Source organism: Streptomyces sp. NPDC041784, assembly GCF_055591025.1.
The window spans coordinates 63872-90307 of the sequence record NZ_JBVJAB010000004.1 but is presented as its reverse complement, the minus strand read 5'-3'; the positions used below and the strand labels follow the sequence as shown (position 1 = coordinate 90307).

Annotated in this window: 21 protein-coding genes and 1 pseudogene; 11 read left to right on the top strand and 11 right to left on the bottom strand. The window is 67.7% G+C overall.

What is annotated here, in order from left to right:
- Window positions 1-499 precede the first annotated feature (499 nt).
- Together ACZ6D7_RS09820 and ACZ6D7_RS09815 are read left to right on the top strand one after the other, a co-directional pair.
- On the top strand, window positions 500-1873 hold the full coding sequence (locus tag ACZ6D7_RS09820; RefSeq protein WP_469487903.1) for a phosphatase PAP2 family protein: 1374 nt from the start codon (window positions 500-502) through the stop codon (window positions 1871-1873).
- A 141-nt stretch (window positions 1874-2014) separates the two neighbouring features.
- The gene (locus ACZ6D7_RS09815) at window positions 2015-2632 is read left to right on the top strand and encodes a helix-turn-helix domain-containing protein (protein ID WP_469486317.1); all 618 of its coding nucleotides are present in this window, start codon (window positions 2015-2017) and stop codon (window positions 2630-2632) included.
- A gap of 475 nt (window positions 2633-3107) precedes the next feature.
- Here ACZ6D7_RS09815 and ACZ6D7_RS09810 read toward each other — a convergent pair whose 3' ends face one another.
- Entirely contained in the window at window positions 3108-3335 is a 228-nt protein-coding gene (locus ACZ6D7_RS09810) for a hypothetical protein (protein WP_469486315.1), read from the bottom strand.
- Between the two features lie 178 nt (window positions 3336-3513).
- Between ACZ6D7_RS09810 and ACZ6D7_RS09805 the strand changes: the two genes are divergently transcribed.
- Entirely contained in the window at window positions 3514-3801 is a 288-nt protein-coding gene (locus ACZ6D7_RS09805) for a SpoIIE family protein phosphatase (RefSeq protein ID WP_469486313.1), read from the top strand.
- Window positions 3802-3941: 140 nt separating this feature from the next.
- Here the strand turns inward: ACZ6D7_RS09805 and ACZ6D7_RS09800 are convergent, their stop codons facing one another.
- From ACZ6D7_RS09800 to ACZ6D7_RS09760, 9 genes are all read right to left on the bottom strand, one after another.
- The gene (locus ACZ6D7_RS09800) at window positions 3942-4070 is read right to left on the bottom strand and encodes a CPCC family cysteine-rich protein (protein ID WP_469486310.1); all 129 of its coding nucleotides are present in this window, start codon (window positions 4068-4070) and stop codon (window positions 3942-3944) included.
- 93 nt (window positions 4071-4163) lie between these two features.
- Window positions 4164-4955, bottom strand: coding sequence for a class I SAM-dependent methyltransferase (locus ACZ6D7_RS09795; RefSeq protein WP_469486308.1), 792 nt, complete (start codon window positions 4953-4955; stop codon window positions 4164-4166).
- 13 nt (window positions 4956-4968) lie between these two features.
- Window positions 4969-5430 (bottom strand): transposase, encoded by a 462-nt coding sequence (locus ACZ6D7_RS09790; RefSeq protein WP_469486305.1) that lies wholly within the window; start codon window positions 5428-5430, stop codon window positions 4969-4971.
- A gap of 107 nt (window positions 5431-5537) precedes the next feature.
- Window positions 5538-5654, bottom strand: coding sequence for a CPCC family cysteine-rich protein (locus tag ACZ6D7_RS09785; protein WP_469486303.1), 117 nt, complete (start codon window positions 5652-5654; stop codon window positions 5538-5540).
- A gap of 28 nt (window positions 5655-5682) precedes the next feature.
- Window positions 5683-6189 carry an RDD family protein gene (locus ACZ6D7_RS09780; RefSeq protein ID WP_469487900.1) on the bottom strand — a complete coding sequence of 169 codons (507 nt, stop codon included), beginning with the start codon at window positions 6187-6189 and terminating at the stop codon, window positions 5683-5685.
- Window positions 6190-6488: 299 nt separating this feature from the next.
- Entirely contained in the window at window positions 6489-6821 is a 333-nt protein-coding gene (locus tag ACZ6D7_RS09775; RefSeq protein ID WP_469487897.1) for a DUF6083 domain-containing protein, read from the bottom strand.
- A gap of 537 nt (window positions 6822-7358) precedes the next feature.
- Window positions 7359-7556, bottom strand: a complete 198-nt coding sequence (locus ACZ6D7_RS09770; protein WP_469486299.1) for a hypothetical protein — start codon at window positions 7554-7556, stop codon at window positions 7359-7361.
- Between the two features lie 576 nt (window positions 7557-8132).
- Window positions 8133-9818 (bottom strand): transglycosylase domain-containing protein, encoded by a 1686-nt coding sequence (locus ACZ6D7_RS09765; protein ID WP_469486297.1) that lies wholly within the window; start codon window positions 9816-9818, stop codon window positions 8133-8135.
- 182 nt (window positions 9819-10000) lie between these two features.
- Window positions 10001-11098 (bottom strand): sigma factor-like helix-turn-helix DNA-binding protein, encoded by a 1098-nt coding sequence (locus tag ACZ6D7_RS09760; RefSeq protein WP_469486294.1) that lies wholly within the window; start codon window positions 11096-11098, stop codon window positions 10001-10003.
- A gap of 267 nt (window positions 11099-11365) precedes the next feature.
- Here ACZ6D7_RS09760 and ACZ6D7_RS09755 point away from each other — a divergent pair, with 267 nt between their 5' ends.
- Window positions 11366-11902, top strand: a complete 537-nt coding sequence (locus ACZ6D7_RS09755) for a SigE family RNA polymerase sigma factor (protein WP_469486291.1) — start codon at window positions 11366-11368, stop codon at window positions 11900-11902.
- Window positions 11892-12779: a hypothetical protein gene (locus tag ACZ6D7_RS09750; protein ID WP_469486289.1), complete on the top strand. Its 888-nt coding sequence runs from the start codon at window positions 11892-11894 to the stop codon at window positions 12777-12779. Before ACZ6D7_RS09755 ends, ACZ6D7_RS09750 begins: the two co-directional genes overlap by 11 nt.
- Window positions 12780-12896: 117 nt before the next feature.
- Here ACZ6D7_RS09750 and ACZ6D7_RS09745 read toward each other — a convergent pair whose 3' ends face one another.
- A complete protein-coding gene (locus ACZ6D7_RS09745; protein ID WP_469486286.1) occupies window positions 12897-13211 on the bottom strand; it encodes a S1 domain-containing protein in 315 nt (104 codons plus the stop codon).
- 913 nt (window positions 13212-14124) lie between these two features.
- On the opposite strand from ACZ6D7_RS09745, the gene ACZ6D7_RS09740 reads away from it, so the two are divergent.
- The 6 genes and pseudogenes from ACZ6D7_RS09740 (at window position 14125) to ACZ6D7_RS09715 (ending at window position 26423) form a co-directional block, all read left to right on the top strand.
- Window positions 14125-18438: a DEAD/DEAH box helicase gene (locus ACZ6D7_RS09740; protein ID WP_469486283.1), complete on the top strand. Its 4314-nt coding sequence runs from the start codon at window positions 14125-14127 to the stop codon at window positions 18436-18438.
- The gene (locus ACZ6D7_RS09735) at window positions 18435-19952 is read left to right on the top strand and encodes a nuclease-related domain-containing DEAD/DEAH box helicase (RefSeq protein ID WP_469486280.1); all 1518 of its coding nucleotides are present in this window, start codon (window positions 18435-18437) and stop codon (window positions 19950-19952) included. Before ACZ6D7_RS09740 ends, ACZ6D7_RS09735 begins: the two co-directional genes overlap by 4 nt.
- On the top strand, window positions 19949-23128 hold the full coding sequence (locus ACZ6D7_RS09730; protein WP_469486277.1) for a helicase-related protein: 3180 nt from the start codon (window positions 19949-19951) through the stop codon (window positions 23126-23128). Before ACZ6D7_RS09735 ends, ACZ6D7_RS09730 begins: the two co-directional genes overlap by 4 nt.
- Window positions 23109-24911 carry a DrmB family protein gene (gene drmB / locus ACZ6D7_RS09725; protein ID WP_469486275.1) on the top strand — a complete coding sequence of 601 codons (1803 nt, stop codon included), beginning with the start codon at window positions 23109-23111 and terminating at the stop codon, window positions 24909-24911. Before ACZ6D7_RS09730 ends, drmB begins: the two co-directional genes overlap by 20 nt.
- A 240-nt stretch (window positions 24912-25151) precedes the next feature.
- Entirely contained in the window at window positions 25152-25628 is a 477-nt protein-coding gene (locus ACZ6D7_RS09720; protein WP_469486272.1) for a transposase, read from the top strand.
- Window positions 25629-26008: 380 nt separating this feature from the next.
- A pseudogene (locus ACZ6D7_RS09715) lies at window positions 26009-26423 on the top strand (very short patch repair endonuclease).
- Window positions 26424-26436 lie beyond the last annotated feature (13 nt).

Sequence of the window (26436 nt, the reverse complement as noted above, 5' to 3'; positions counted from 1 at the left end):
GCGGCCGGGCGCATCAGGCGCGCCGCTCGGACGTTGTCGGCGCACAGGGTCTCGTCGGTGTCGCCGAAGGGCTGGAAGGACTCGGCCCTCGGCGGCCGGACCGGGCACCTCTCGTTCGCACGTGGTCAGCAGATCCCGCCGCTCGTCGTGCCCGTGTGAGGGCGCAGGCTCCCCCCTTCCCTCCCCCTTGCCTCCCCGGAAACCGGTCCAGGAACCGGCGGGTGACGTGCGGGGCGACGACGGGCTCGCCGTCCAGCACGGGCCCGGTTCCAGCGCGGTCCATGCCGCATGTCAGGATCCGTGTTCGCCTCGTCGAGCCGGAACGAACGAACGATCGGGCGACGCGTCGCGTGCCACCCCGACAACGAGGCCGGAACCCGAACTGTGGTCTTTCCGTCTTCCCACATCGGGCGGGCTGCTCTTCGTGACCCACATCCAGCAAATAGGAGAAGAATTGAGATATGTACCATCGTGGGTTTCTTCACGAATATCCGGCCGAATCGCGCTCTCCGAGCGGCGTCAATCACGGGCGAGACTCTGGGCCGTAGCGGGTGTCGTGGCCCTCGGATTCCAGATTGCGCTGGAGATCGCCGCACGTCGCTATGGCCTGCCAGGGCCCGTCACCTGCGAGATACGAGAGGTGGTATTCGCCCCCAAATCAGGCACTTTGTTGTATGCCGGTATGGCGTTGATGATGGTGGTGCTCACCTGGCGGCAACGGTTCATCGCGGCTGGTGCCGCGATCGGTATCGACGTCGCCTTCTTGGTGGTCCGGTGGGCGGTCGACGCCAAGGTGACCGAGGGCCATCCCTTCGGCAACGGCGCTTTGTGGGTGCTTCTGGGCTATGCGGTCGTCGCTGTCACCCGCCGCACCGGCCGGGAACGTGTTCTGCTGCTGAAGGGCGTCGGGCTGGGCCTGCTGCTGGTGGCCGGCCGCAAGACAGGTGATACCTGGCTGCTCATCACTTCCAAGGCCCGCCCAGCGGTGCTCGACCAGTACGTGGCAACCGCCGATCACGCGCTGGGCAACCCGTCGTGGGTGGTAGGACGGATCGTCACGGCCACCGGCCCGATCGGCTTCAATTTCCTCGACGTCGTCTACGGTCAACTCGGGTTGGCCGCGGTCCTCGTCGCGCTGTATCAACTGCGTGGCGTGGCGGTCGAGCGCCGCTTCCCGGGCCATCATCTGGTGCGCACCTTTCTGGTGATCGGCCTCCTCGGGCCCGCCTTCTACATGATCTTTCCGGTGGTCGGACCGATCTTTGCCTACGGGACCGGCACCGAGCACTGGGCGACGGTCAGCCTGTGGTCGGAAACGTGGTCCACCGGGCACTGGGCGGTGGCCAACCTGTGGCCGGAATCGCCGCCGCCGATGAATACCCCGCACCCCATACCGTTCGACGAGATCACCCCACGGAACTGCATGCCGAGCCTGCACACAGCCTGGGCGGTCGCGATCTTCATTCATACCCGGAAGGGCCCGCGAGTTCTGCGATTCGCAGGCACGTTCTGGCTGATCGCCACGCTCGCCGCAACACTGGGTTTCGGCTACCACTACGGCGTGGATCTCATTGCCGGAGTGGTATTCACGCTCACGATCGAGGCGGCTCTGCGCTCGCTCGACCGCGGCTGGGATCGATCAGGGATCCAGCTGGTCGCTTACGGTGCAACGGTCTTCGCCGCGCTCTTGCTGTCCTATCGCTATCTGCCGTTGGAGATGGCCAGGCATCCGTGGGTGTCCGGACCACTTCTCCTGCTGGCGCTGACCTCAGTGGTGTACGGCTACGTACGGACCACCAGACGGTGGGAACCGAAGTCCGCTTCGGCGCGGCAGCCGGAACCGGAAACGGAACCACAAGCCGAACTGGTCTGACCTGTATCCAGGGCTGATCGTGGGGACAGGGGACAGGGGACAGGGGACAGGGGACAGGGGACAGGGGACTGGGGACTGGGGACTGGGGACTGGGGACTGGGGCGGACAGGTTGCTGACGTGGTTGCTGACGTGGTTCCTCGGTGCGGGACGGCGGTGGTAGAACATGCGCGGTAAGGGACGGTCTGAGCGGACTTGCAGCTCGGTTGCGGCGGGTGGGGTGTCTTCGCCGCCGAGGGGGGTGTGGCGCCATCACTGGACGTCCCGGTTTCGGGGAGGTGTTACGCGCTCATCGGCGTGCGGTACGTCTGACGTTGGAGCAGTTGGCCGAGGGGTCGGGGGTCAGTGCCCGGACGCTGTCGGACATGGAGCGCGGACGGAGCAGGGGGCCTCAGCAGCGGACCGTGACCGCCTTGGCGGACGCGCTCGCGCTGGAGGGCGATACCCGCAAGCAGCTGATCGAGTTGGCGCGCGAGGGCCGGCTGCGGGATCACTGGACGCGTCCGACCGGGCCTGTGCGAACTGCCCCGGTCGGTCGACGACTTCACCGGCCGTGCCGCGGAACTGATCTGGGTGAGCGAGCTGGTGTACGCCGAGAGTTCGCCGGGTGTCGGAGTGGTGGGGCTCATCACCGGCTCCGCGGGCCTGGGGAAGACCTCGTTCGCCGTCCGTGCCGCCCATTCGGTACGGCCGAGCTTTCCCGACGGGGTCTTCTTCCTCGATCTGTTCGGCATGCCCCAGCGGCCTCTGTCCGCCGATGACGCTCTGCGGTTGTTGCTGCGCGCGCTCGGTGTCGGGGACCAGCAGATCCCGGGCGACATCCAGGGGCGCGCCTCCTTGTACCGGTCGCTGCTGCGGGACAAGCGGGTCCTGGTCGTCCTCGACAACGCGGCGTCGGAGGAACAGGTGCGCCCGCTGCTGCCGGGAGGGGGCGCGGGCCGGGCGCTGATCACCACCCGGCGGTTGCTGTCGGGTCTGGAGGGCGTGCGCAGGCTCGTCCTCGGGCCCCTGCCGTTGCCGGAGTCCACGGAACTGCTGACCGGGATCCTGGGCGAACGCGCCGCGTCCGACGGGGAATCGGCGCTCACCCGGCTCGCCGAGTTGTGCGGCGGTCTGCCTCTGGCGCTGCGGATCACCGGAACCGCCTGGTCAGCCGGCCCGGATGGGATGCCGCCGAGCTGGCGGCCCGGCCGGCGAACGAGGAGCGCAGGCTGGATCAGTTCAAGGCCGCCGACCTCAAGATCGCCAACGCGTTCGGGATGTCGTACGAGCAACGCCGAGGAAGAGGCCGAGCTGGGCGGAGACCTGTACGCGGCCGCACGGACCGCCCACCACAGCACCCGGCTCCTCATCGGCGATGTGCGCGGCAATGGCCTGGCCGCGATCAACAACACCGCCCTGCTGCTGGGTGCCTTCCGCGCGGCCGCCCATCGGCAGGCCACCCTGCCCCGCCTCGCCGTCCACCTGGACGGCGCGTTCCGCTGGACACCAGCCAGTGGCGGCCACAGGCGGAGCAGGACACCAACGAGGACTTCGCCACCGCCGTGCTGCTCGACATCCCCGACCACGATCCGGTCGTCCACCTCATCACCTGCGCCACCCGCCGCCGCTCCTCCCGCGGGGGAATCACGTCACCCCACTCATGGCCGAGGCGAGCCACCTCCCGATCGGATTCGGCGGGGTCGCCGCCTACGACGTCCAGACGTTCCCGTTCGAGGTCGGCGACCTGCTGCTCCTCTACACGGACGGCGTCAGCGAAGCGCGCTATGCCGACGGACTCTTCCACCCCTTCACCGAACGGGCTCCACAGTGGACCAAGGACGAACCCGACGAACTGCTGCGCCACCTCCAGGACGACCCGCTGGCCCACGTCCACGGACACCTCGACGACGACGCGGCCGTCGTGGCCATCCGCCGCCTGGCGGTCTGATCCTCGTCGGCGGCCAACCGCATGCGGAGTCCGGCGTGCAACGCGCCTGAAGGATCTTGGAGGCGAGTGGATGAGACGAACTGGGATGGGCCGCTGCCTGCGTGCCGGCAGCGTCGGCGACTCGGTTCACCACTGCTCAGTCAGTCGGGCCGCGCACCGGGCTCGCCGATAGCGTGCTCGTGGGGCAGCGGGGCACGCACGAACCAGGTGCAGCGCTCGTCGCATGCGCCGATCTCCTGGTAGTTCCGGCGGGCCTCTCGGAGGCTCAAGCCGGCTCAGTGAAGGGAGTGGGGGTCGGGCTGGCACAGCGCTCCACTTGGCCGTTCGGAGACACGGCCGTCTCGGCCGGCCCCATGGCTGGGTCAGCCCGGCTTGACCGCCAGCGTCGCAAAATAGTTCGACATGTATTGAGCGGATGCGTTGGATTGGTGCGGCGCTTCCGCGAAGCCGGTGAGGACGAACCCCGCGGCGAGTTGCCCGCCGATCTGGTCGGTGAGGGTGTGGCTGTATTCAAGAGCGGCATCCGCGCCGAACTTCGTGGCGCGTTCCTCGGCGGAGTACTGCGTGACATCGCTGTAGGGCAGCTTGTGCACGACGATCAGCTCGCCGCGCTCGTCGAGCGCCTCGTGGTCGAACAAGTACCCATCAGGGTTGAGGAAGCCCGCGAGCAGAGTTCCGCCCGGTCGCAGGACGCGGAAGCACTCACGCCACACCGGTGCCAAGTCCGGTACGAATAGGTTGGAGACCGGATGGAATACGACGTCGAATGTTGCGTCGCCGAAGGCGCTGAGGTCGCGCATGTCGCCTAGGACGGTGCGCAGGTCGAGTCCGTCGCGCGCCGCCACCATCTGGTCCTGGCCGAGCTGGCGGGGTGAGTTGTCGAATACGGTGACCCGCGCCCCTGCGGCGGCGAGGATCGGACCCTGCTGGCCACCGCCGGAGGCCAGGCACAACACGTCCTTGCCGGTCAGGTCCGTCGGCAGCCAGGAGCGGTCGACTGGCTCACGCCCGATGAGAACAATCGACCAGTCGCCCATGCGGGCGCGCTCGACATCCTCAGCACTCACCGGCCTCGACCACTCGTTGCCCTCTTGGACATACTTGTCCCAGGCTGCCCGATTGTGGGCAACGGGGTCGACAACACTGTCTTGCACGTTTAACTCCCTGCTACAGCCAAGCGGACACCTGCGGTACCGACAGTTCGGTGCCGCCAGCCAACACGATTGCGGGGTGCGGGCTCAACGAAATTGGCGGGCGTCGAGGTGTCCACGGGCTCGACGGGTGGTTGCGCAGCGAGTGCGTACGGTCGGTGCCTTCGGAGCCGGCGTTGGTGATCCCAGTGTGCAGGAACGCAAGGATCTCTGGCCACCATGTCTCGACGGTTGTGGCCAGGCGCTGCAGTTCGGGAAGGTCGGCCTCGGCGCATCGGCGGTAGAACCGGTACAGCAGATCGCGGACCTGTTCCCGGTCTGGGCGGGTCCGGGCGGTGGCAAGCAGGTCCAGGAGGTCTTCCTTGACGTTCCACGCAACGGTGATCGGCGCGCCGATCACCCTGGGCAGGTTGGACAGCTCGTCGAGGAGAGCGTCGACGTGCTCGCCGCGCATCCGGGCGGCGGAGCGGTTTGCCACGTCCGTAGCCGGCGCTCAAACCCCCACCAATTTCGAAGAGCCCTCAAGCCGCGGTTCGGGCCGCCCCGCACCTCGCTCGCGTCGTGCTCGTCTTGGCCGTCGTCCTCCTAAATGCAGACACGGCAGATCTCGTACGCTCCTCGCTCGGCGAGGGTGATGAAGCCGCAGCAGGGACACCGATACGGTCCGGCCCCGGCTCCGCCCTGACCATTGATGAATGCCACGGCTCCATCCTTGTCCACCAGTACACCCTCACCTGCGGTGGATCACCACACTGCCGACAGCCTTGTCGTGCGTGCCCTGGCGATTCGCACTGAGGTTGATCGAGGACACATGGGCGACAAGGAATACCGGCACAGTCGTCACCACCACGTTGATGATGTGCCGCAGAACTGCGGCTCCATAGCCGAGCCGTGCACCGTCACTCTCGCGGACCACTTCCACACCCATCACGCGTTTGCCCAAGGTGCCGCCCCAGCGTGAGACGCACAAAGGCGAGTAGCCCAGGACGAAGACGAGGGGCCACACGACGGCCGCAGTGAGCCAGATGGTTCCCGCTCGGTGGTCCGGGACGGCGAGGAACTGCAGTATTCGGTCCAGCGCGAGAAGCGGGCCCAAGACCACGGCCACGGCAAGGGGAAGGTCGATGGCGACAGCGGCACAGCGTCGCATGAGGCCGCCAGGGGAACCCGGACGTGGGCGGGAGCCGACGGTTCCTCCCAGCGACGGCAGAGAGACGAGATCGTCGCCTGAGAACATCGACACGCGTTTCTCCTGATCGCTGGTCCGGAACGGCGGGAACTGTATCGCGTAGGTCGGCGGAGTCTTGATGGGCGGGTCAAGCGCCGCTGGGTGCGCTCGGTAGCCGAGAGATGAAGGGGAGATCGCGTATGCGGACCGGGGCTGAGCTGACGAGTCACTGAGGTGCGGGTCCTTGGGCCCGTCTTTGGTGTTCCCGCTGCTCCCCGCTGCTCCCCGCTGCTCCCCGCCGGTCTCTGCTCGATCGGGCACGCGGGGACACGGGCCGCACCCCGTGCCTCTGCTGTGTGACCTACGGCCTACGGCTCACCCCACTCGGGGACGCACATCATGCGGTGAGCCGGCACGACGGGTTCGCTCGGCAGTGGATCGATTCCGCGGACCCGTACAGCCACGATGTCCGTGGGGATGGAGGATCGGTCAGGAAGCCTGGTCAAACGCCACCTGAAGGCCTCTGGGACGTCCTTGGCGGGCAGTTCCACCGTGGCGAGGCTGACCCATCGGTCGTAGTTGGTGGGGTACACGCGAACCAAGGCGCCACATTCCAGGCAAACCGGTGGCTCGATCCATGTGACGTCGTCGGGGTCAGGGTCCGGTCTGGGCGCGGCTGTGGCCCCATCGGCTTCGGCCATCTCGTTGGCGAAGGTGTTCCAGCATGTCTCGCAGTACCTCGCCATGAGGCCAAACCGTCCGCGTTCGCGCACAGTGTGGCTTGTCTCCTCGCAGCGATGGCATACGAACTGGTCACGATCCTGAATCGCCCCCATGTGTCTGAGTGTGAGCGAATCTGGCTGGGTCGTAGTAGGTCGCGATTTGGCCTCATTTGGCGATCGCGTACCCGCGAGGGCGGTGGAGCCGCAACAACCGAGTCGAGGTGCTCCACGGCCTGCCCTGTCGATGCGAACTACGGGCGGGGCGGTTGCTGAGGTCTCCCGGCCTGGTCACGGGGGCGCGATAGCGGCTCGGAGCTCAATGACCCCCGTCTGGCGTTGATGCTGCTGCCGTGGATGTCAGGAGACCTTCATATCCGTAGCTCAAGCCCGTTCGGCCAGCGACCGTCATTCCGGTCGCTGATGCCTACGACCGCTGATGCCTACGACCGCCCGGAGTTGCCGGCGTCCGGCGCTGTTGAGGTCAGCCGTGGATGCCAGTTGACCCGCCTGGTTCGGCTACGGGCGACGGTAGGCGGCACGGTCGGCTCCGGGTACTGGAGCCCGGGACAGGTCCATGTAGCACGGGTAGTCGGGGTCACCTACCTCCATGAGCACGAACTGGTCGACGTCGTGATTGGCGAAGCGATGGAGGTACTGCAAGAAGAGTTCCAGTTCGTCGTCGGAGAGGGGTTCGTCGTGTCGGTCGTTTCGCACGCCCTCACCCTACGGCTGGCCTGGGTAAGGACGTCTTTGTCCCGAACTCTCGGCTGGGAGGCCATCGGGGTCTGGTGGGCTGGTCGTCGGCCATGGACGGCTGGCCGGCGCGGGCCGGATACCGTTCCCCGGCATGAAGATCGTGATCTGGTCCTTCCTTGCCCTGTTCCTCATCGTCGGCGCCATCGGCGGCTTGCTCAGCGCCGCACATGGACACGACGCCCCAAGCGTCATTCGCGGCCTGGCCGCCAGTGCCTGGTTCTCGTGGGGGGCCTGGGGCAGTTGGAAGAGGGCATCTCGCCCCCGGACCCCGGGAGTCGCCCGTATCGAAGAACCGCACCAGAGACCTTGGCGGCGACGATGACCCTGCTGCCCGACACCTCCCGAAAGTCACCACGCTCGGCTGACGGCTGGCACCTTCGATGCGACGAGTCCGAACCTCAGCAGACGACAGCCCTGCTGTCCATGAGGGATGGCACGCCCTGCTCCAGGCCGCCCTGGAGCAGGCCGGGTCTCGCCGACAGCGGCTTCACCACCCATGTGCTGCTCGCCGCCACTCCACGTCAGTTCGCCACGTCACTCCGCCACGTCACTCTCCGCGGCACTCTTCGACCCGCCCTTCGTGGCAGCCTCCCAGATCCCCGCCGCCACCCTCTGTGCGAAATCCGTCGGCGACGGCTCGTTCGGCAGCTGCGCGGGCAACGTCGTGCCCTTCTTGCTGCCTGCCCGGTCGGCGAACAGTGCGACCGTCAGGGCGAGTCGGCTGTCGTACCCGGTGGTCCACACGGTCCGCCGGGTGATCCCGCCACCCGCCCCGGCGACGGCGAAACCCCTCGCCTCCGCCGAGCCTGCGGCGAGGTCGACGTCGACGGCGACGGGCGTCGGTCCGGCCCCCGATCGCGCGCCCGCCATCAGTGCCTCCTTCTCGTCCAGGACCTGCCGCACGTCGGTTCGCGCCTGGTAGACGGTGCGGCCCTCCCTTGTGATGCGCGCGACGGTATACGGGGTGGCGTACCTGCCGTCCGCCGCCACCGTCGCGTACGCCGATGTCAGGTTCAGCGGGGTCGGCGCCGCCGTCTTCAGCAGCTTGCCCAGTGGCTCGCCCGCGTGCCCCACCTCGCTGAACGGTTCCAGGGCCGTCCCCGCCTCGACCGCCCCGCTCACCGCGTCGTTGAAGGACTGCCGCGCATAGTCCGAGCCCCCGTACAGCAGCCGTACCGCTCCGTCGCCGGGCACCATGCCCACGATGGCGGTGTGCACCCGCACGCCTTTGCCCCCGGGATGCTTCTGTACCAGTTGTGCGGCGCTGTCCTGAAGCGCCAGTTCGAAGGTGGTCGTCACGCTGTAGCCGCCGCTCGCGAGCCGGTCCTCGGTGATGCCGAGCCGGTCGGCGGCCTCCTTCGCGGCGACGTCGATCAGGTACTGCCGCTGCCCCTCGGTCTCGCCCGGCGGATAGAACCGGAACGCCGGGAAACGCGCCGCGGCCCGCTGTTTCGCCGTGATGCTCCCGCTCGCGGCCATCGCGTCGAGCACCCACTCCCAGCGGTTCTCCAGCTTCGCGGTCACCTTCGTATCGGAGCCCGCCTTCTCGTAGTACGAGGGGATGTTGACGATGGCCGCCAGCGCGGCGCCCTGCGCGACCGTCAGGCTCTTCGCGTCCACGCCGAAGTAGTTGCGCGCGGCGGACTGGATCCCGGCGGCACCCCGCCCGAAGTACACGGTGTTGAGATAGCCCTCGAGGATCTCGTCCTTGGTGAGGGTGCGGTCCAGCTTGATCGCGATGAGCGCCTCACGGGCCTTGCGGGCCAACGAGTGTTCCGGACTCAGCAGCGCGTTCTTCACGTACTGCTGGGTGATGGTGGAGCCGCCCTGCGGGTCGCCGCCCGTCAGCGTCGCCAGCGTGGCCCGCGTGATGGCCCGTGGCGAGATCCCGCTGTCCGTACGGAAGGAGCGGTTCTCCGCGGCGATCACCGCGTCCTGCACATGCCGGGGGACCGCGGACAACGGCATGTCCTGCCGGTCGACCGGTCCGCGCCGGCCCAGATAGGCGCCGTCCGAGTCGAGGAACACGGTGCTCTGGGTGACGGTCTCGGGGTGTGGCTTCGGAATGGACGTCAGGTGGTACGCCACGACGGCCGCCGCGCACAGCGTCGCGAGCAGCGTGAGGAAGGCGTACAACAGCCGGCGAAGCCGCCGCCCCCGGTTGCGCCGGAACCGGATCCGCAACGGCGCGCGCTCGCGGTGCCGGCGCTCCGACAGCATCCCCTTTCTCGGTCGCCGTGCGGGGCGCGCCGGTCGCGGCAGCCTGTCCGGCCCGTCTCCGTGCCCGTCCCCGTGCCCGTCTCCGTGCCCGTCTCCGTGCCCTTGCCCGTGCCCGTGCCCGTGCCCTTGCCTGTCCCGGGTCCCGTCCCCGTCTCCGTCCCTGTCCCCCTTCCCGATCACGTTCATTTCCGCCACCACTCGCGGTCCGACCGTGCGGCGACCCTGCCCGAGGCGTCGTACACCGTGACGATCCGATCGTCCCCGCCCACGGACATGAGCCCCTGCACGTTCTTCCTGGGCAGTGGCGTGCTCGCGTACCAGAGGCCCCACCCCGGACTGCCCGCCAGGACGAGGACATTCGCGGTGGTCCTGCCGCCGTCGCCGGTTCTCACCTCGACGCGGCCCGGCTCGCCGCTCAGGCCGTGGAAGAGGCCCGACAGGAAGAACCCGCCGTTCACGCTGTCCAGCCGGAGGGAGACGCCCGGTTCGTCGAGTGGGCGGGCGCTGTCGTCCCCGGGGAGGGGCACCGACCAGTGCCCACCCTCGGCCGTCAGCCATATCCGTACCCCCGTCCCGGCCGTCACCCGCTCGCCCGGCGCCACCACCCGGATCGGGCTCGTGGCCTGACGACTGCCGTCCCCTGGCCGGGCTCCGGACGTCCCGTCCTGCGCATCGCCACCCCCGAGACGGTCGGCGGCGAGGAGGGTGACGGGTGTGAGCAGCGCCGCGCAGGCGGCCGAGGCCACGGCAAGGCGGCGTCGTCGCCGGATGCGGCCCCCTGCCTGAAGGCCGGCCAGCGGCACCTCGGACGGGACGATGTCCCGGGCGGCACGGGTGAACACCTCGCGCAGTTGCCCGGGGTCGGTGCCGGCCTTCCTGGCCTCCTTCAGACCGTGTCTGGCATGGGCACGCACCGCCCCCACCGAGCAGCCCAGCAACTGGGCGATCTCCGCGTCCGCCAGCCCCTCCCAGACCCGCAGCACGACAACGGCCCATCGGCGCGCGGCCCGCCGTCCGCTCACCCGGCGCAGGTGGTTGCGCACCAGACAGCGCCGCACATGGAAATCCACGTCGTTGCGCGGAACGCGTCGCCACCGCGCGCACATCCGCACCAGCGTTCTCCGCGCCAGTTCCTCCGCGGCACCGGGGTCGTCGGTGAGCAGCCGAGCGGTCACGACCAGCCGGGACCAGTGCGTCCGGGCGTACGTGGCGAAGTCGTGGCCTGCGGGGAGTGCGGGGGATACGGGGGGTGCGGGGAGTACGTCGGGGGTCGGTGGCACGTGGGCGGTCCTTCGGCTCGGGAACTCGGTCGTGGCCGGACGCATGGGGCCGGCCGTCCGTCCTGGTCGGCAACCGTTCGGTCGTGCACGTAGGTTGAGCAGGCAGCGAGCCAACACCGTTAGGGAAGGAGGGAGCCTGGAACCCGTGTGCCCCGTCTTCCCGGTGGGGTTGCGCTTCGCTGGATGCGACCTACGCGGCCTACGCGACCTCTACGCACGGCGGAGGTGGCCAGGTTGCAAGGAAAGGGCAGAGATTCCGGTGGGGGAATGACCGAGGACGAGTTCGACGCCTTCTACGCGACCGCGTTCCCCCGGCTGACCGGACAGCTCTACGCCTTCACCGGAGACCACGGCGAGGCCCAGGACGTCGTACAGGAAGCGTTCGTACGGGCCTGGGACCGGCGACAGCACTTCCTGTCGGACAGCGCTCCCGAGGCGTGGATCCGCACGGTGGCCATGCGGCTGGCGGTGAGCCGCTGGCGGCGCGCGAGGCGCTGGCTGGAACTCGTACGGTGCACTCCGCCGCCCGACTCCACCCCGGGACCGGGCCCTGAGCACACCGCGCTCGTGGCCGCCCTGCGCGAACTGCCCCAGGCTCAGCGGATGGCGATCGTCCTGCACCATTTGTGCGACCTGAGTGTGGAGCAGGTAGCCTCCGAGACCGGCGCGCCCGTGGGGACGGTCAAGGCGAGACTGTCCCGGGGGCGGGCGGCGCTGGCGAAGCGACTTGCGGGGGACGAGGCCGACGAGCGTGTCGACGAGGCCGACGGGCCGGTCCGGAAGGAGAGCCGCCGTGTCCGATGAACTTTCCGCCGCGCTACGCGAGTTGGCCGCCACCCGGGCGACCGCTCCGATCGTCGGCGGCCCCGCGACACGTGCCCGGGCGACGCGCCGCAGGCGCCGCCGCCGTGCCGCCGCGACCCTGGGTGCGGGGGCCGCGGCCCTCGCGCTGCTGGGCTTCGCCCTGACCCAGTATCTCGGCCAGGACCCGCACCATCCGGCCGGGCGTCGAACCGCCGCCGCGGCACCTTCAGGTTCCGCCCCGCAGACGGCAACCACCCCGGCACCCGTCTCCGGCACGCTCGACCTGCCCGGGAGCGACCTCACGTACGGCGGCCGGGTGATGCCGATCCTCTCGACCTTCGACCTCCCGTCCGGGTCCACGAGCACGACCCCGATGACCGTGGTCGCGAGGCAGGTCCGGGTAGCGCTGGCCGTCGACGTGCCCTCCAAGGGCCGCACCGTGGTGAACGTCGCGTATGCGGTCGAGCTGCGCGACGCAGAGGGCGGCCCGCTCTACGTCGGCGCCTTCGCCCCGGACATCGAGGCCCGGGTGGACTACGACGTCAGCGGCGGCGTGATCGCCCTCGGCGCCGAGGACGCACAGTGGTTCTACGCCCGGATCAGCCTCGGCGACAGCATCTCGGTGACGACCGGCACGGCGCCGACAACCACCACCTCGGCCGTCACCACGGCACCCGACGCCACAGCGTCCCCGTCCGACGAGGCACACGTCGTACCCCCCGTCCACGCCTCGGTGCCCGCCGGGGAAGGAGTGGATCAGGGCTGGGTGAGAGCCCGCACGGCGGGTCGTTCCGACGATCACCGTTTCGGCGCGAATATCGAACTCGCGCTTCCAGCTTGGGGAGCTGCGGAACTATGGGGAGGCTTCATGGGCTGACCAGCACAAATGGCTGCACGGGGGCTCGGTGAGCCCGTGCGTCTTCACCGCGCTTCCCCGCTGTTCCCCACTTGATCTGGTGCGGATGCGGTGCAGGGCTGAGACACCCGGAGGTGATCAGCCGGGCACGTTCCATTCATCGAGTCTGATCCTCACCTGACGGTTGCGATCCGCGTGCCAGATCACTTCACCGGCGACGGTGGACCCCATGGCCGGCAACTCCATGTGGTGAGGCATGGCACTGATCTCGGCGAGGCCGACTGCGTTCGGCACGCCATCGAGCAGGATGAAGACGCCGAACGGCTGTCGGCCGATGACCTGTCCGCTGACATGAGACCCAAGGGGCAGCGCGGAAACGGTTGCCGGCCAACTTCGGTGTACAGCCTCTGAGGTCGGTACCTGGGAGCGGTCCGGCCAACTGAACTCGGGCATCGGCCCATCATGGCCAGAACGGCCAAAGTTGTCGACAAACAGTCTCACCACCCGCCCGCGGGTCACGGGAAAAAGGCCCACCAAGATCATTACGTTCGCCATTACGTGATCACCGGCAAACCGCTGCTTCCGGCGGCACCCGCCTGCACATACGCGAAGACCCCGTCCTCAGCGTTTCCGCTGGTGACGGGGTCCTTGGGCACCTACTTCAAGGTGCCCCCGGCAGGATTCGAACCTGCGCACACGGCTCCGGAGGCCTCTTCCTGAGGCGCAAACTCCGCAGGTCATGGGCGTGTGGACCGGCAGTGGACGGTTCTGTGTCCACGTGTGGTCCACAGCCCCGTGCGGGTGCTCGTTGCACTCATCGGACAGGCAACAGAGTTCGCCACTTCAGCCGTCCTGGCTCAGCACGAGGTCGGATCGGCCGTTATCGGCTGCCCGCAGTGAGCCGGGGCGCAGCATGGTGGTAAGGGGGCGCACGGTAGGCGCACTCCGTCCCTGCTGTGCCCCCGGTGGGCGTAGTCCAATTCGACAGAAGCGCTTCCACATGGCCAGGAGTTGCTGAAGCCTTGACGAAGCGCGAGCAGGGGAGTTGTGAAGGCTGGTCCATGTGCATTGAGGCAAAGGTGTCTGGTTGCTGTCGAGGCATCCAGTTGTGCACGGTTGACGCGGTTCCCGGGCAGAGGTGCATTGCCTGGGAGGCAAACCCGTTGACGGCGAGTCAACTCTGACCGCATGCCGTAGGTGATCTCCAGATTGCGAATCAGTAACGAGGGGTTCCCCGTGGTCGAGATTTATTGAACGCTTGAGCTTCACGAATGTGGGGGACCTGTGAAGATCGCTGTGTGTCTGGTGCGTGTTCAGGCTAGTTGTCTGGGCCGGTCGTTGACCCTGCGCTGACGCAAGAGAAGCCATGTACATCTGCGTGCTGGGGCGGGGTGACGTCGATCCGCCTCTGAGGGCGAGCATCGCCGAGGTCGGTCACGCGGTGCCGGGCCACGGGGTCGATCGGCGGCGCTGGTATCGGCCTGCGGCCGAAGACGCGGAGGCCGAGTTCGCCAAGGACCCGATCCTGGCCGAGCTGGCGGAGTGGGCGGTGACGATCGTCAGGCTGCCGCATGCGACGAGGCTGGATAACCTCAAGAAGGAGATCGAGGAATTCCGCTCCGAGTTCCTCCTCTTCGTCAACTCGGTGCGCGAGATCCGGCTTCGAGTCGTCGGAGCCGAGGCGAACTTCGTGACGAGCCATGTGTCGCGCGACCTGGGCGACGGCAGGTTCGGGATCGAGCGTCCCGACGGTGATCACGACGAGTGGTACGTCGACAACCGAATGCACGCACCCAGTCCCGAGGCCCGGACCGAAGTCGGCGAAGCGGTGTCGCGTGACCGAATGAAGGTCACGGTCGCGATGCCGGCGCGCTTCGCCCAGCTGAGAACGGGCGAGTTCTGGTCGTACTTCCCGCTCCAGGACAGGACGTCGGCGTCCGCCCTTTTCAACGCCCCCTGGAGCGTCAACGACGACCGCACCACCCTGCTCTCGAACACTTACAACCGAGAGATCCTCGTGACTCTCTCGGGAATGTTCCTCGACATGCTGCCGAAGGTCTCGTCCGTCGACGATCCGGCGGCCCACCTGGACTACATGCCGGCGCGTGGTCGTGAGGCCCACTCGTTCGGCGACGAGATCCTCTGTGCCCACGTCCCACAGCTCGGATCCGAGAAGGCCCTGATCCCTGACGCGACCGGCGTGCTGCGCACGCCGCCGGAGCTCCGGCCCCTCGACTTCGGCGTCGGCGACGCGTCCGAGCGTGACCACGAAGAGTGGATCAAGTCGCCCCACACCGACGACGCCGTGCCGCACTGGCGTTGTTATGCCAACGGCCAGCAGCGTGTGACCCGTTTGAGGACGCTCTACGCGTGCAGCGTCTCCTCCGCCTTCGCCGACTCACGTCCCAGGGACGAGCTGAAGGCGTTGGAGAAGATCCCCAAGCGAGGCGTCCTGTCCTGGCTGCGCGAGTGGGCGGAGGGACCCGACGTGGCCTCTGCGGCGAAGGCGCTCGATTTCGTGCTGCGGAATCCCAACGGCTTCGGCCCCGCGAAGGTCATACCGACGACCGACGGCATGCTGTCCCTCAAGGACCGTGACCGGGTCTTCCTCCATCGCGCGGAGGACGCCGACATCGAAGGAGCGTGCTTCGTCGATCCGGACTTCCTGGCCGTTCCCGGCGTCGAGAAGAAGCTCGGGGACAGGGGATTCCGGAACCTCGATCCCCTCTCGATGCTCGAGGCCAGGATGGCCAAGCTGTCACCGGAGGCCGAGGACGACGAACTCCCGAAGTTCTGGGACGCTGCCACCGATGTGCCCATGGCGCAGGCACAGAAGGTCGTGGCGGGCAACAAGACGGGTGCTCTCAAGGTTCCGACGCGCGACGGTGGTTGGGCCCCGCCCACGTACGTGCTGGACATCGACGGCCTCGGCGACAGCGCCCCCGATCGAGTCCTGGACCGGACGAAGTGCGTACCCCAGCTCGCACACGCGGCAGGCGTCATCACCGAGCCGGTGAATTCGTACTCGCTCGAGGACGAGGTCCACTTCGAGGACTACTGCGAGTACGTGCTGGACGAGGTGAACCGGAGGCTCGGGCCCGGAGAGCGCCCCGTCGAGCGGGTCGAGTTCGACAGGGGGGACGGCCCCGGTCCGTTCTCGGCACTCCTGATGCTGGAGGACGCGGGCGCGTCCGAACTCGTACGCGAGCGGTGGACGGAAGGACTGCTCAGGCTCGACCAGGCAGGTCACTGGCTCTGCACGGACATCGACACGGGGCTCAGCCACCGGGTCCTGTCCCCTGTTCGATGGGCGGCCGGCCGAGCCGGCCTGCTGAAGTCGACTCGCGGCTGTCGGACTCCCGACCGCGTCGTCTCCGCGTCGCTCGTTGAGTACGAGGCCCTGCTGCCTCTCTTCCGAGGACCGCGCCACGTCGAGGCCGCTCTGGCACTGCCCAAGGATCTGGGCGAGGTTCCCGCGGAGGTCCTGCGGGAAGCGCTCGAGGCGGAGGTCACCTCGCAGATCAGCAACACGGCGCTGACGGGGTTCGTCCTCACCGCGAGTCGGTTCGCGTTCCCGGAGGGGCGTCCGGTCTTCATCCCCGCCCGGGTGGGACGCGCCATCGAGAGGAGGCGGCCCGACGCGGTGTACTTGGCTACGACGGAGGAGGAACGAGAGTTCCTCACTACCAAGCAGAAGCCGTACCTCAAGGTGGACGAGGACGAAGCGGAGCAGTTCGTCGAAGTGGTCGGATGCCGCCGGTTCGAGGACAGCTTCTCCTTCGACCTGCTGGTCGACGGCCGACAGGTCGAGGAGCGCGTCATCGACCTGTACACCGGACTGCGTTCGACGTTCGTCGAGGACAAGGTCACGAACGCGACCGTGGCGAAGGCCGTCCAGATCACGAAGCGTGCGACCACCGAGGACGGGGTCGAGGACCAGTCGCTCGAATGGCACCTCCAGGGACTGACCCTCGTGGTCCAAGCGGATCTTGACGAACGTCGTGTCCTGCAGATCGTCAACGGGGCGTTCGACCTGCGCCTGTCGAACGCCGAGCTGAGCGACATCCTCCAGGCACGCGTCGACCAACAGCTCGAGACCCAAAGGCAGGAGGCCCGGGCCGCGTCCAGCGACGCGGAGCGGCTGGCGATCTTCATCGGTGACGACACGCTGAAGGAGAACCTGCCGAAGGGACTCTGGCAGGCGCTCGAGGGACAGGGCCTGGTGGACGACTCCACGTCCGTCGCGGAGCTCTTCCTGACCGTCTACGGCAGCGACTCGATCAAGCTCCTCGCAGAGGGGTTCAGCGCCGAGGGGTACACGGACGTTCCCACGACATGGACGGGCGGAGCGTCGACCGTCGCCTGGCTCCGGAAGATGGGGTTCGGCACCAAGTACGCGGGGCGTCGCACCCGGCACCAGGACGACGAGTTCGTCGTGCCCGGTGCCGTGAAGCTCAAGCCCCTGCACGACTTCCAGGAGAGGATCAGCGAGGAACTGCGGGAGGTCCTGACGGCCCGGGAAGCCGACGGTCGCGCACGCAAGGGCATGGTGGAGCTTCCGACGGGAGCCGGGAAGACCCGGGTGGCCACCGAAACCGTGCTGCGGCTGTTCGTCGACGGTGACATGAGCGGAACCGTGCTCTGGATCGCGCAGTCGGAGGAGCTCTGCGAGCAGGCGGTGCAGACGTTCAGCACCGTCTGGCGTTGGCTCGGGGACGAGCGTCCGTTGACGATCGGTCGGCTCTGGAACACCAACGTCGTCCACGAGCCCGACACCGAGTTCAGCGTGGTCGTGGCCACCGACGCCAAGCTCGACCGGGTGGCCGGCACTCCTGAGTACGAGTGGCTGAGCCGGGCCTCCGCGGTGTTCATCGACGAGGCGCACCGGGCCGGCGGGTCGAAGATGTACACGAAGATCCTCAGGTGGCTCGGAGTCGACGGCCGTAGCTGGGAGCGGCCTCTGGTGGGCGTCTCGGCGACACCCTTCAAAGGGAAGAGCGACGTCGTCACCAAACCGACGGAGGAGCTGGCGGCCCGCTTCGGTCACCACATCATGAGAGCTTTCGGCGGTAACGCCTACGAGGAGCTGTCGAAGAGAGAAGTCCTCGCCCGGGTCCGACACGAGGTGTTGCCGGGCGTGGATGTCGCACTGAAGCCGGATGAACTCGAGCAGGTGCAGTCGTGGCGCAAGCTGGAGCCCAAGGTTCTCGACCGCATCGGTCGGGACCAAGCACGCATGCGGATTCTCGTGGAGCACATTCTCCGCCAGGACCCGGAGTGGCCGATCCTCGTGTTCACGCCGAACGTCCTGTCCGCTCAAGTCCTGGCCGCGACACTTCGTTACCGGAAGGTCGCGGCCGAGGCGGTCAGCGGTCAGACCGGACGGCAAGCACGCCGTGACGTCATCGAGAGGTTCAAGAGGAACGAGATCCGGGTTCTGGCCAACTGCGACCTGCTGATCCAGGGCTTCGACGCGCCTGGCGTCAGGGCGCTGTACATCGCGAGGCCGACGTTCAGTCCCAGCGCGTACATCCAGATGGCCGGCCGTGGTCTGCGCGGCCCCGCGAACGGCGGCAAGCCGGAATGCCTCATCGTGGACGTCGCCGACAACTTCGGTGCGGTCAACGACTTCCTCGGATACCGCGCCTACGAAGACCTCTGGCGGAAGCAGGGAGCATGATCCTCATACCGGACCTCGCCGACATCGAGACGACGACCACCAGCAACGCCGAACGGCGGGTGGCCCGACTGCTGCGGGCGGTCGACGGCCCCCACGACGCGGTCGCCTTCCACTCCGTGAAGCTGCGGAGCCACGCGGTCAAGCAGCAGGGGGAAGCGGACTTCGTCGTGCTCTGGAACGGCGTCGTCGTCATCGTCGAGGTCAAGGGCGGGGGCGTCAGGAAGTACGACGGCGTCTGGTACTCCATCGACCGCCACGGCGACTGGAAGAAGTTGCGCGAGTCGCCGATGGACCAGGCGCAGTCGGCGATGTACGCGCTGCGCGACATCCTCCACGAGGAAGGCGTCGGTTGGTTCGCGACCGAGGCCGTCGCCCTCACCCCCGACATAGACGCGCCTCCGGCTGCCGTCGAATGGAAGGGAAGCCACTGGTGGGCCAAGGAGCAGATGAGCATTGCCGCGCTGACGGAAGCCTTCGAAAAGGTTGCCGGTGAGGCAAGGACCGCCCCCTTCGGAGTCAGAGTCACCCGGCCCGAGACCCTCCGGGCGCGTCTCTTCGGCGAGTTCACGAGGATGCCCGTCATCGATGCGCAGCGGGGCGCCGTGCTGGAGGAGCAGAACCGAGCGACCGAGGGCCAGGCCAGGGTCTTGGCCGCGCTCTCCCGCAATCCGAGGATGCTCGTCTTCGGCGGCGCGGGCACCGGGAAGTCCCTGGTGCTGGCGGAAGGCGCGAAGCAGGAGGCGGGCGAGGGGAAGTCTGTCCTCATCACCTTTCACTCGCCCGCCCTGGTCGACTTCTTCGGCCCGCGGATCGAGGGCAGGGACATCGATCTCCTTCCGTTCGCGGACCTCTCCGGTGACAAGCAGTACGACGTCGTCTTCGTCGACGAGGCACAGGACCTCATGAACGCCGAGGGCATGGACGCACTGGACGCCGTGATCCGCGGAGGTCGCGAAGGCGGCCGGTGGAGGATGTTCCTCGACCCCAACAACCAGGCACGCGTCGACGGAGAGTTCGACCCGGACGTCTGCGAGTTGGTCCAGCAGGAGGCACTCCAGTACGACCTGGACCGGAACGTCCGCAACACCCGTGCCATCGTCCATGTCGTGCAGGAGTACCTCGGCGCCGATGTCGGAGACCCTGGCATCGTCCACGGCGACCGAGTGGAATGGCGGTGGTCCGACGGGACGGCCGGCGTCTCCGCGGCCGAGGCTGTGGCTCGGGACCTCGTCGCGAACGGGGCCCGCCGCCAGGACATCTGGATCATCAGTGTCTCCGAGGACGCCGAGCCGCGCAGGAGCGAGGCCGGATTCCTCGTGACGAACCCTCGCTTCGCCAAGGGGCTGGAAGCAGAGCACGTCATCGTCTGCGACCTGCCCCAGGAATACGACGACCGGGGACTCGCCGCGTTCTACGTGGCGGTCACGAGGGCGCGGGTCACGCTCCACGTGGTCGCGTCCAAGGACGACAAGAAGCGGCTCCAGGATCTTCTTCGAAAGCAGGTTGGCAAGTGAACCTCACAGCGGCCCAGAAGGAGGCCCTGCAGCATCTTCGAGCCTCCTACGTGGGACCTGAGGCGGGAGCCGAGGAGGTCACGGCCAACCTGCCCCACCGGCAGTACGCCGTCGGCATGCTGTTCCCGGTCGAGGCCGAGGCACGCGGATCTCACGACGGCGGAGACACGGACGAAGACGTCTCCGCCGACGTCCCCGACGGTGATGTCGAGGAGAAGGGGGCCGGGGTCCCCCTGGCCGAGGACTGGAAGCCCTCGTCCGTCGCGCTCTCCTTCGTCACCGACGGCGACTCCGTCGACGTCGACTTCTCGTGCGGTACGTACGCCGCCATCGAAAAGGACGGACCGCCTGGGTGGCGGCGCGCCCCGTTCTCCGTCGACGGCCTCGACCTTCGGCGGGACAAGGGACCCGAGTGCCTCTCCGTGGGCGGTGTCTCGGTCGAGATCGGATCGCGTTGGCGCGACTTCCAGGGCGACTCGCTGGTCACCGTCCACGTACGGGTCCTGACCGAATCCACGAGTGACGACCGACTCGACATCCCCCGAATGCTGTTCCAGGTTCACCTGGCCGTCGCTCCCTCCGCCGGGGCGGAGATCCTGGAGTACGACACGACGCGCTCGATCGACACCGACCCGGAAGCCGCCGAACTGCGCCTGCGATACCGCAACCGAAAGGTCTACGCGGTCGGGCACGGAATGGCTGCGGACTGGGAGTTCACGGCGGACCGTTGCACCAAGGTCTTCCTCGATCCCGTACCGGCCTTCGTGGTGCCCGCCGTCGAGACCACGGGGTTCGACGAGGGGACGGCCGAGGCCAAGGCCCTGGAGCTGGGGCACCTCCAGCAGATCGACAGGGATCCCGAAGCGGTCCTTCGATCGCTGGACGCCTTCGTCGAGGCGTTCGCCGGCTGGGCCTCCCGACAGATGGAACGGGCGGAGGCGTTCGGCGACGACGGGACCGTGGCCGTCCGAATCGCCGGGCGCTCGCAGGACGCCGTCGACAGGATGAAGGAAGGCATCGACCTCCTCCGGACGTCGGGACGACAGGACCTTCGAACGGCCTTCTCGCTCGGCATGACCGCCATGCGTCTTCAGATGCGCCAGGCGTCGATCAACCGCGGGAAGCCCGAGGAGCAGGTGCCGGAGCCACAGTGGCGCCCTTTCCAGCTCGGCTTCCTGCTCGTGTCGCTGGCCTCCACCGTCGACGAGAGGCACGAGGACCGTGACCTCGTCGACCTCATCTGGTTCCCGACCGGTGGCGGCAAGACCGAGGCGTACCTGGGTCTCGCCGCGATCGAGGTCTTCCGCCGGCGACTCGCCCACGGCACGATCGGTGGGGGAACCGCCGTCATCACCCGCTACACCCTGCGGCTCCTGACCTCTCAGCAGTTCCAACGGGCCGCGGCGCTGGTCTGTGCGATGGAGAAGCTGCGGGCCACGGACGACCGGGCGAAGGGCATGGCACCGTTCTCGATCGGTCTGTGGGTGGGCAACGAGGTCACCCCCGGCACGCGTGTAGAGGCACGTGAAGCACTCAAGCGGCTCCAGAAGGCCGCGCGTCCGGAAGAGGCGAACGAGTTCCAGGTCGAGAGCTGCCCGTGGTGTCTGACGCCGTTGGTGCCGAAGCTCAGGAGCGACAAGCCACAGGACTACGGCATGCGCCTGGTGGGCGCGGACGTCGTGCTCCACTGTGTCGACGAGTCGTGCGGGTTCGCCGGCGAGCTTCCGCTCGCGGTCGTCGACGAGGTGCTGTACGAGGAACCGCCCACGATCCTCCTGGCCACCGTCGACAAGTTCGCGCGTCTGCAGTTCAGACCGGAAGCGGGAAGGCTGCTCGGTCTCGGGACCACCTTCAAGCAGCCCTCCATGATCATCCAGGACGAGCTGCACCTGCTCTCGGGACCGCTCGGGACCACCGTCGCCGTCTTCGACGCGGTGATCCAGCTCCTGCTGAGCCGGTCGGGCTCCAGCCCTAAGATCGTGGCCTCGACGGCCACCATCCGCGCGTCCGAGGAGCAGGTGGAGGGACTGTACGGGCGTGAAGTCGCCCTGTATCCGCCATCGGGACTCGACGACGACCGCACCTTCTTCTCCCGCCCGGTGGAGAGCGGGGAAGGACGTCTCTACGTCGGCCTGATGCCGCAGTCGGTCTCGCAGCCGTCGGCCGTCATCGCCGCCGTCACTCCCATGGTGGAGATGCCGGAGGCGCTCGCCGCCCGTGCCCCGTCCGCCGCGTCACGGGACGCGTACTGGACGCTGGTCATGTACCACAACAGTCTTCGTGAGCTCGGGCGTACCGGGACACTGGTCGTCGACGACGTCAACGGCCGTCTGGAGCCCCGGGCCGAGAGGCTCGGCTTCCCGCTGCGGCCCGTCAGGGCCGGGAAGGTCCTGGAACTGACGAGCCGTCGCGGAGCCGAGGAGCTGCCGAACGATCTCCGCGCGCTCCGGGTCAGGGCCGACGAGTCGCCGGAGGCCGTCGACGTGGTCCTCTCGTCGAACATGCTCTCCGTGGGCATCGACATTCCGCGGCTCGCGCTGATGCTCATGGTGGGGCAGCCGAAGACCACGGCCGAGTACATCCAGGCCACGAGCCGTGTCGGACGTGGAGACACGAAGGGCGTTGTCGTCACGCTGTTCCGGTCGGGCAGGGCCCGTGACCGGTCGCACTTCGAGACCTTCCGCGGCTACTACGAGGCCCTCTACCGGAGCGTGGAGCCCACGAGCGTCACGCCGTGGTCGTTGGCCTCGCGCGAGCGATCGCTCGCCGGCGCGCTCGTGGCGCTTTTGCGGCAGTCGTTCACCGCACTCGCCCCGAACGACGCGGCGGGTCGGTTCGACCTCGGGGACGACAGGATCAGCGAAGCGGTCGATCGACTCGTGGACCGGTTCCTCGGCTACGTGACGCGCGCCGATGATCTCGAAGCCCCGGAAACACGCTCCGCGGTATGGAGCCTCCTGAGGGACTGGGACCGACGGGCAGCGCAGGCACGAGAGTCGGACGAGCCTCTGTACTACCAGCGGACGACGAAAGACCAGGCAGCTTTGTTGAAGAAGTTCGGTCAGCCCGGCGAGGGGTGGCTCGTCGGAGACTCGATGAGGTCCGTGGAGCCCAACGTGGCGGTCGAGGTCCAGGAACCGCAGGAGGAGGTGCACCATGGAGAAGATCAGGCATGACCTGCGCCTCTCCGAGACGATCTCACCGTTCGGTGTGGGAGCGATCGTCGACGTGCGAGGCGAGTCGCTCGTGGCGCCGGACACGTCCTGGTGGGACAAGAAGTTCGCCCACGAGATCAGCTGTGAGCGTCTGATGGCCCGCCTCGGTGCCGGTGTCCTGAGGCAACCGCCGGCGCATGCGGGTCGTGCCGCCAAGGAGACTCCCGCGCTGCCGTACTGGCGCTTTCCCGCTTGGCGGTTCTGCGAGCGCTGCGACAAGCTCTCGAAGCTGACCGGGAGGAAAAAGGGCAAGTGGAGCAACACCTGCGACTGCGGCGGCGCACTTGTCCCGATGCGATATGTCGCGGTCTGCGAAAAGGGCAGCCATATCCAGGACGTCAACTGGTTCAAGTGGGCGCATCGTGGGCGTGCGGCGAACCTGAACGAAGCGGTCCGCGTCTGCCGTGACTACAAGGCGCTCAGGTTCCACAAGCTGGCGACCCGCGGCGAAGGCCTCGCGGCCTTGGTTGTGAAGTGCTACGGATGCGGGAACGAGCGCAAGCTCGCGGAACTTGTGACGAAGGGGGCCCTGCACCAGAACGGGATCCGTTGCGCGGGACGGCAGCCCTGGGAGCCGGAGAGCTCTGTCAAGAAGCCCTGCCCGTACGAGTTGGTCGCCGTGCAGCGCGGTGCCACGGGTAACTACATCGCCGAGAGGATCTCGGCTCTCGACATACCGGAGGAACGTCCGCAGTCCGCGGAGACGGCCGACAAGATCCGTGGTCACATGCTCTTCGGGAAAGTCGTGACCGACAACGGCGGACCCCAGTCGGAAGTACTGGCGCAGCTGATCGCCGACGATCTCGGAGTGACGGCGGAAACCGTCCTCGGCGTCGCGGCAGGGGAAGAAAGTCCTGCGGGCGAGCTGCTGCTCGACCTGAAGGATGGTGAGTGGTCGGCATTTCTGAAGAAACTCGAAGAGGGGCGCGACCGCTCGGGAAGCGACTTCGTCGTCGACGCGCGAAGCCTCGAGGGGCTCGTGGGGCCACAGAGCCTGCTCAACAAGATCAGCGGCATCGGACAGGTACGCCGGGTGCGGGAGGTCCGTGCCCTGCGGGGGTTCCGACGCCACCACGCGGAAGCGGCACTGATCGACGCCGACCTGGGGGCGGACCGGTCGTATCGGCCCACCTACCCGGCGATCGAACTGTTCGGGGAAGGGATCTTCCTGCGGTTCGACGAGGAGAAGCTCGCCGCATGGGAGGCGCAGCCGGAGGTGCAGGGACGCGCTGGCATCCTCAAGACGCGGAGGGCCGACTCTCCCTGGGCCGGCCGCCTCGACGTGCCGGAGCCCAGGTACATCGCCCTGCACACGTTGGCGCACCTGCTGATCCGGCGGCTGGCGTTCGCCAGCGGCTACGCGTCCGCCGCGCTGCAGGAAAGGATCTACGCGAACTCCGACCGCACGGACAAGACCGCCGGGATCCTGATCTACACCGCGGCAGGCGACGCCCAGGGGACCCTCGGCGGCCTCGTCAGGCTCGGGGATCCCAAGAAGCTGATCCCGCTCCTGGTGACAGCCCTGGACGACGCGGACTTCTGCTCCAACGACCCGGTCTGCATCGAAAGCGACCGTCAGGGAGCCTCACAGCTGAACCTCTCGGCCTGCCATGGGTGCTCGTTGGTGAGTGAGACCTCCTGCGAGACAGGAAACCGGCTGCTGGATCGACAGCTGGTCCTGGGTGGAAGCGACGTGAGAGGACTGCTGGACGACGTCCTAGCGGACGTCCGACGGCCCAGGTGACGATCTTCAGTGCCTCTGCGGCCCCGTAGCAAATGCCTGGGGCCGCAGAGCGGCCGTCTTCGGCCGCTGCCGGGTAGGGTCGGTAACCGTCGCTGCTTCCAGACTCCGAGCCGCTGATCAGCCTGCCCGCGGAAGACCCTACGGTTTTCGCCGGTGGATGGGTTCGGTCTATTGCGCTGCCCTGCTGCAACAGTTCCGAAGGCCCTGTGCGTCTCACGAGTCTCCGCAGGTCAGGGACCTATGAGTGGCATGCTGAGCCTTGTCAGTCCATTACTAGGCCGCTCCTTTTGGAAGGCGCCGTTGCGAAAAAAAGGGGGAGCCGACACCGATCCGTCGCCGGTCGACCGACGGAAGACGGGTAGCAAACACCATCTGATCTGCGACGGACGGGGCACCCCGTTCAAGGTCCTCACTACCGCGGCCAACGTCAACGACATCACCCAGTCCCTGGCTCTGGTCGACGGCATCCCGCCGGTGGCCGGACGGCCCGGTTGTTCGCGCCACCGCCCCAACGCGCTGCTAGGCGACAAGGGCTACCACTCCAACCCCAGCCAGAGCGACTTGCGCAAGCGGCGGACCCGCTGGTCACATCCCAAGTCGGAGCCAGCAGCGAGTGGGATCGCCGGGCAATGGTTCTTGAGCCACGACCTCTTCATCCCGAACGAGGATCGGTTAATGATCTTTCCTGCCTGGATCGTGTTTGTGCAGTTCAGCTAGGCGGTCCCGGTTGGTCTCGGGTGGTGAGGAGAGGGCTTCGGGAGCGGGTCGGCTCCCAGATGGCTTCCAGCGGGAATCGGCTTCGCCGACGGCATCAGCATGGACTACTCCATTGCCGGATCGCTGAAGCGCCTGGGTTGCCCCTGCCGGGCTCAGGCGAGTTGGTGAGTGCGAGACTTGCGGCTGCCCGTCCCACCACGGGAAGCGCCGAGAGTAGAGCTGAACGGACAGGAACGGGTCCTCGCCAGGCCGGCGGACCCGGAGGATTCCGTCCCTAAGCTGCTTGAGATATGAGCGAGCAAAGACAACCAGAAGCACCGGCCGCGCAGTGGACACTGCCGGAGGGGTCGTGGGCGTCGTTGGCCGCGAACCGGCGGAGCATGCTCGGCAACCGGAATCACGATACCCGCACCCGAGCTGCTCCTCCGCTCGCTTGTCCACGCCGCTGGACTGCGCTACCGGGTGGCTGCAAAGCCGCTCCCGAAGATGCGCCGCACGGCCGACATGGTCTTCCGCCCTGTGAAGGTGGCCGTCTTCATCGATGGCTGCTTCTGGCACGGCTGCCCGGAACACTTCGTGATGCACAAGACGAATTGGCCGTACTGGAAAGACAAGATCAGCCGGAACATCCAGCGGGACAGATACACGGACAACCGCCTTGCAGAGGCAGGCTGGCTGGTGCTTCGCTTCTGGGAGCACCTCGAACCACAGGCGTGTGCCGCCACTGTCATTAAGGCAGTGGCCGCCCGGCGGCAGGAGGTCGAAGCCTCGAATCATCCGAGGAAGACCTCCTGACCGCCGCGTCGCT

Coding starts and splice junctions, on each gene's coding strand:
- ACZ6D7_RS09780 (WP_469487900.1), bottom strand. CDS start 6,189: ATGTTCTCAGGCGACGATCTCGTCTCTCTGCCGTCGCTGGGAGGAACC.
- ACZ6D7_RS09805 (WP_469486313.1), top strand. CDS start 3,514: ATGGCCGAGGCGAGCCACCTCCCGATCGGATTCGGCGGGGTCGCCGCC.
- ACZ6D7_RS09765 (WP_469486297.1), bottom strand. CDS start 9,818: ATGCTGTCGGAGCGCCGGCACCGCGAGCGCGCGCCGTTGCGGATCCGG.
- ACZ6D7_RS09735 (WP_469486280.1), top strand. CDS start 18,435: ATGATCCTCATACCGGACCTCGCCGACATCGAGACGACGACCACCAGC.
- ACZ6D7_RS09745 (WP_469486286.1), bottom strand. CDS start 13,211: ATGCCCGAGTTCAGTTGGCCGGACCGCTCCCAGGTACCGACCTCAGAG.
- ACZ6D7_RS09720 (WP_469486272.1), top strand. CDS start 25,152: ATGAGTGGCATGCTGAGCCTTGTCAGTCCATTACTAGGCCGCTCCTTT.
- ACZ6D7_RS09755 (WP_469486291.1), top strand. CDS start 11,366: ATGACCGAGGACGAGTTCGACGCCTTCTACGCGACCGCGTTCCCCCGG.
- ACZ6D7_RS09775 (WP_469487897.1), bottom strand. CDS start 6,821: ATGGCCGAAGCCGATGGGGCCACAGCCGCGCCCAGACCGGACCCTGAC.
- drmB (WP_469486275.1), top strand. CDS start 23,109: ATGGAGAAGATCAGGCATGACCTGCGCCTCTCCGAGACGATCTCACCG.
- ACZ6D7_RS09740 (WP_469486283.1), top strand. CDS start 14,125: ATGTACATCTGCGTGCTGGGGCGGGGTGACGTCGATCCGCCTCTGAGG.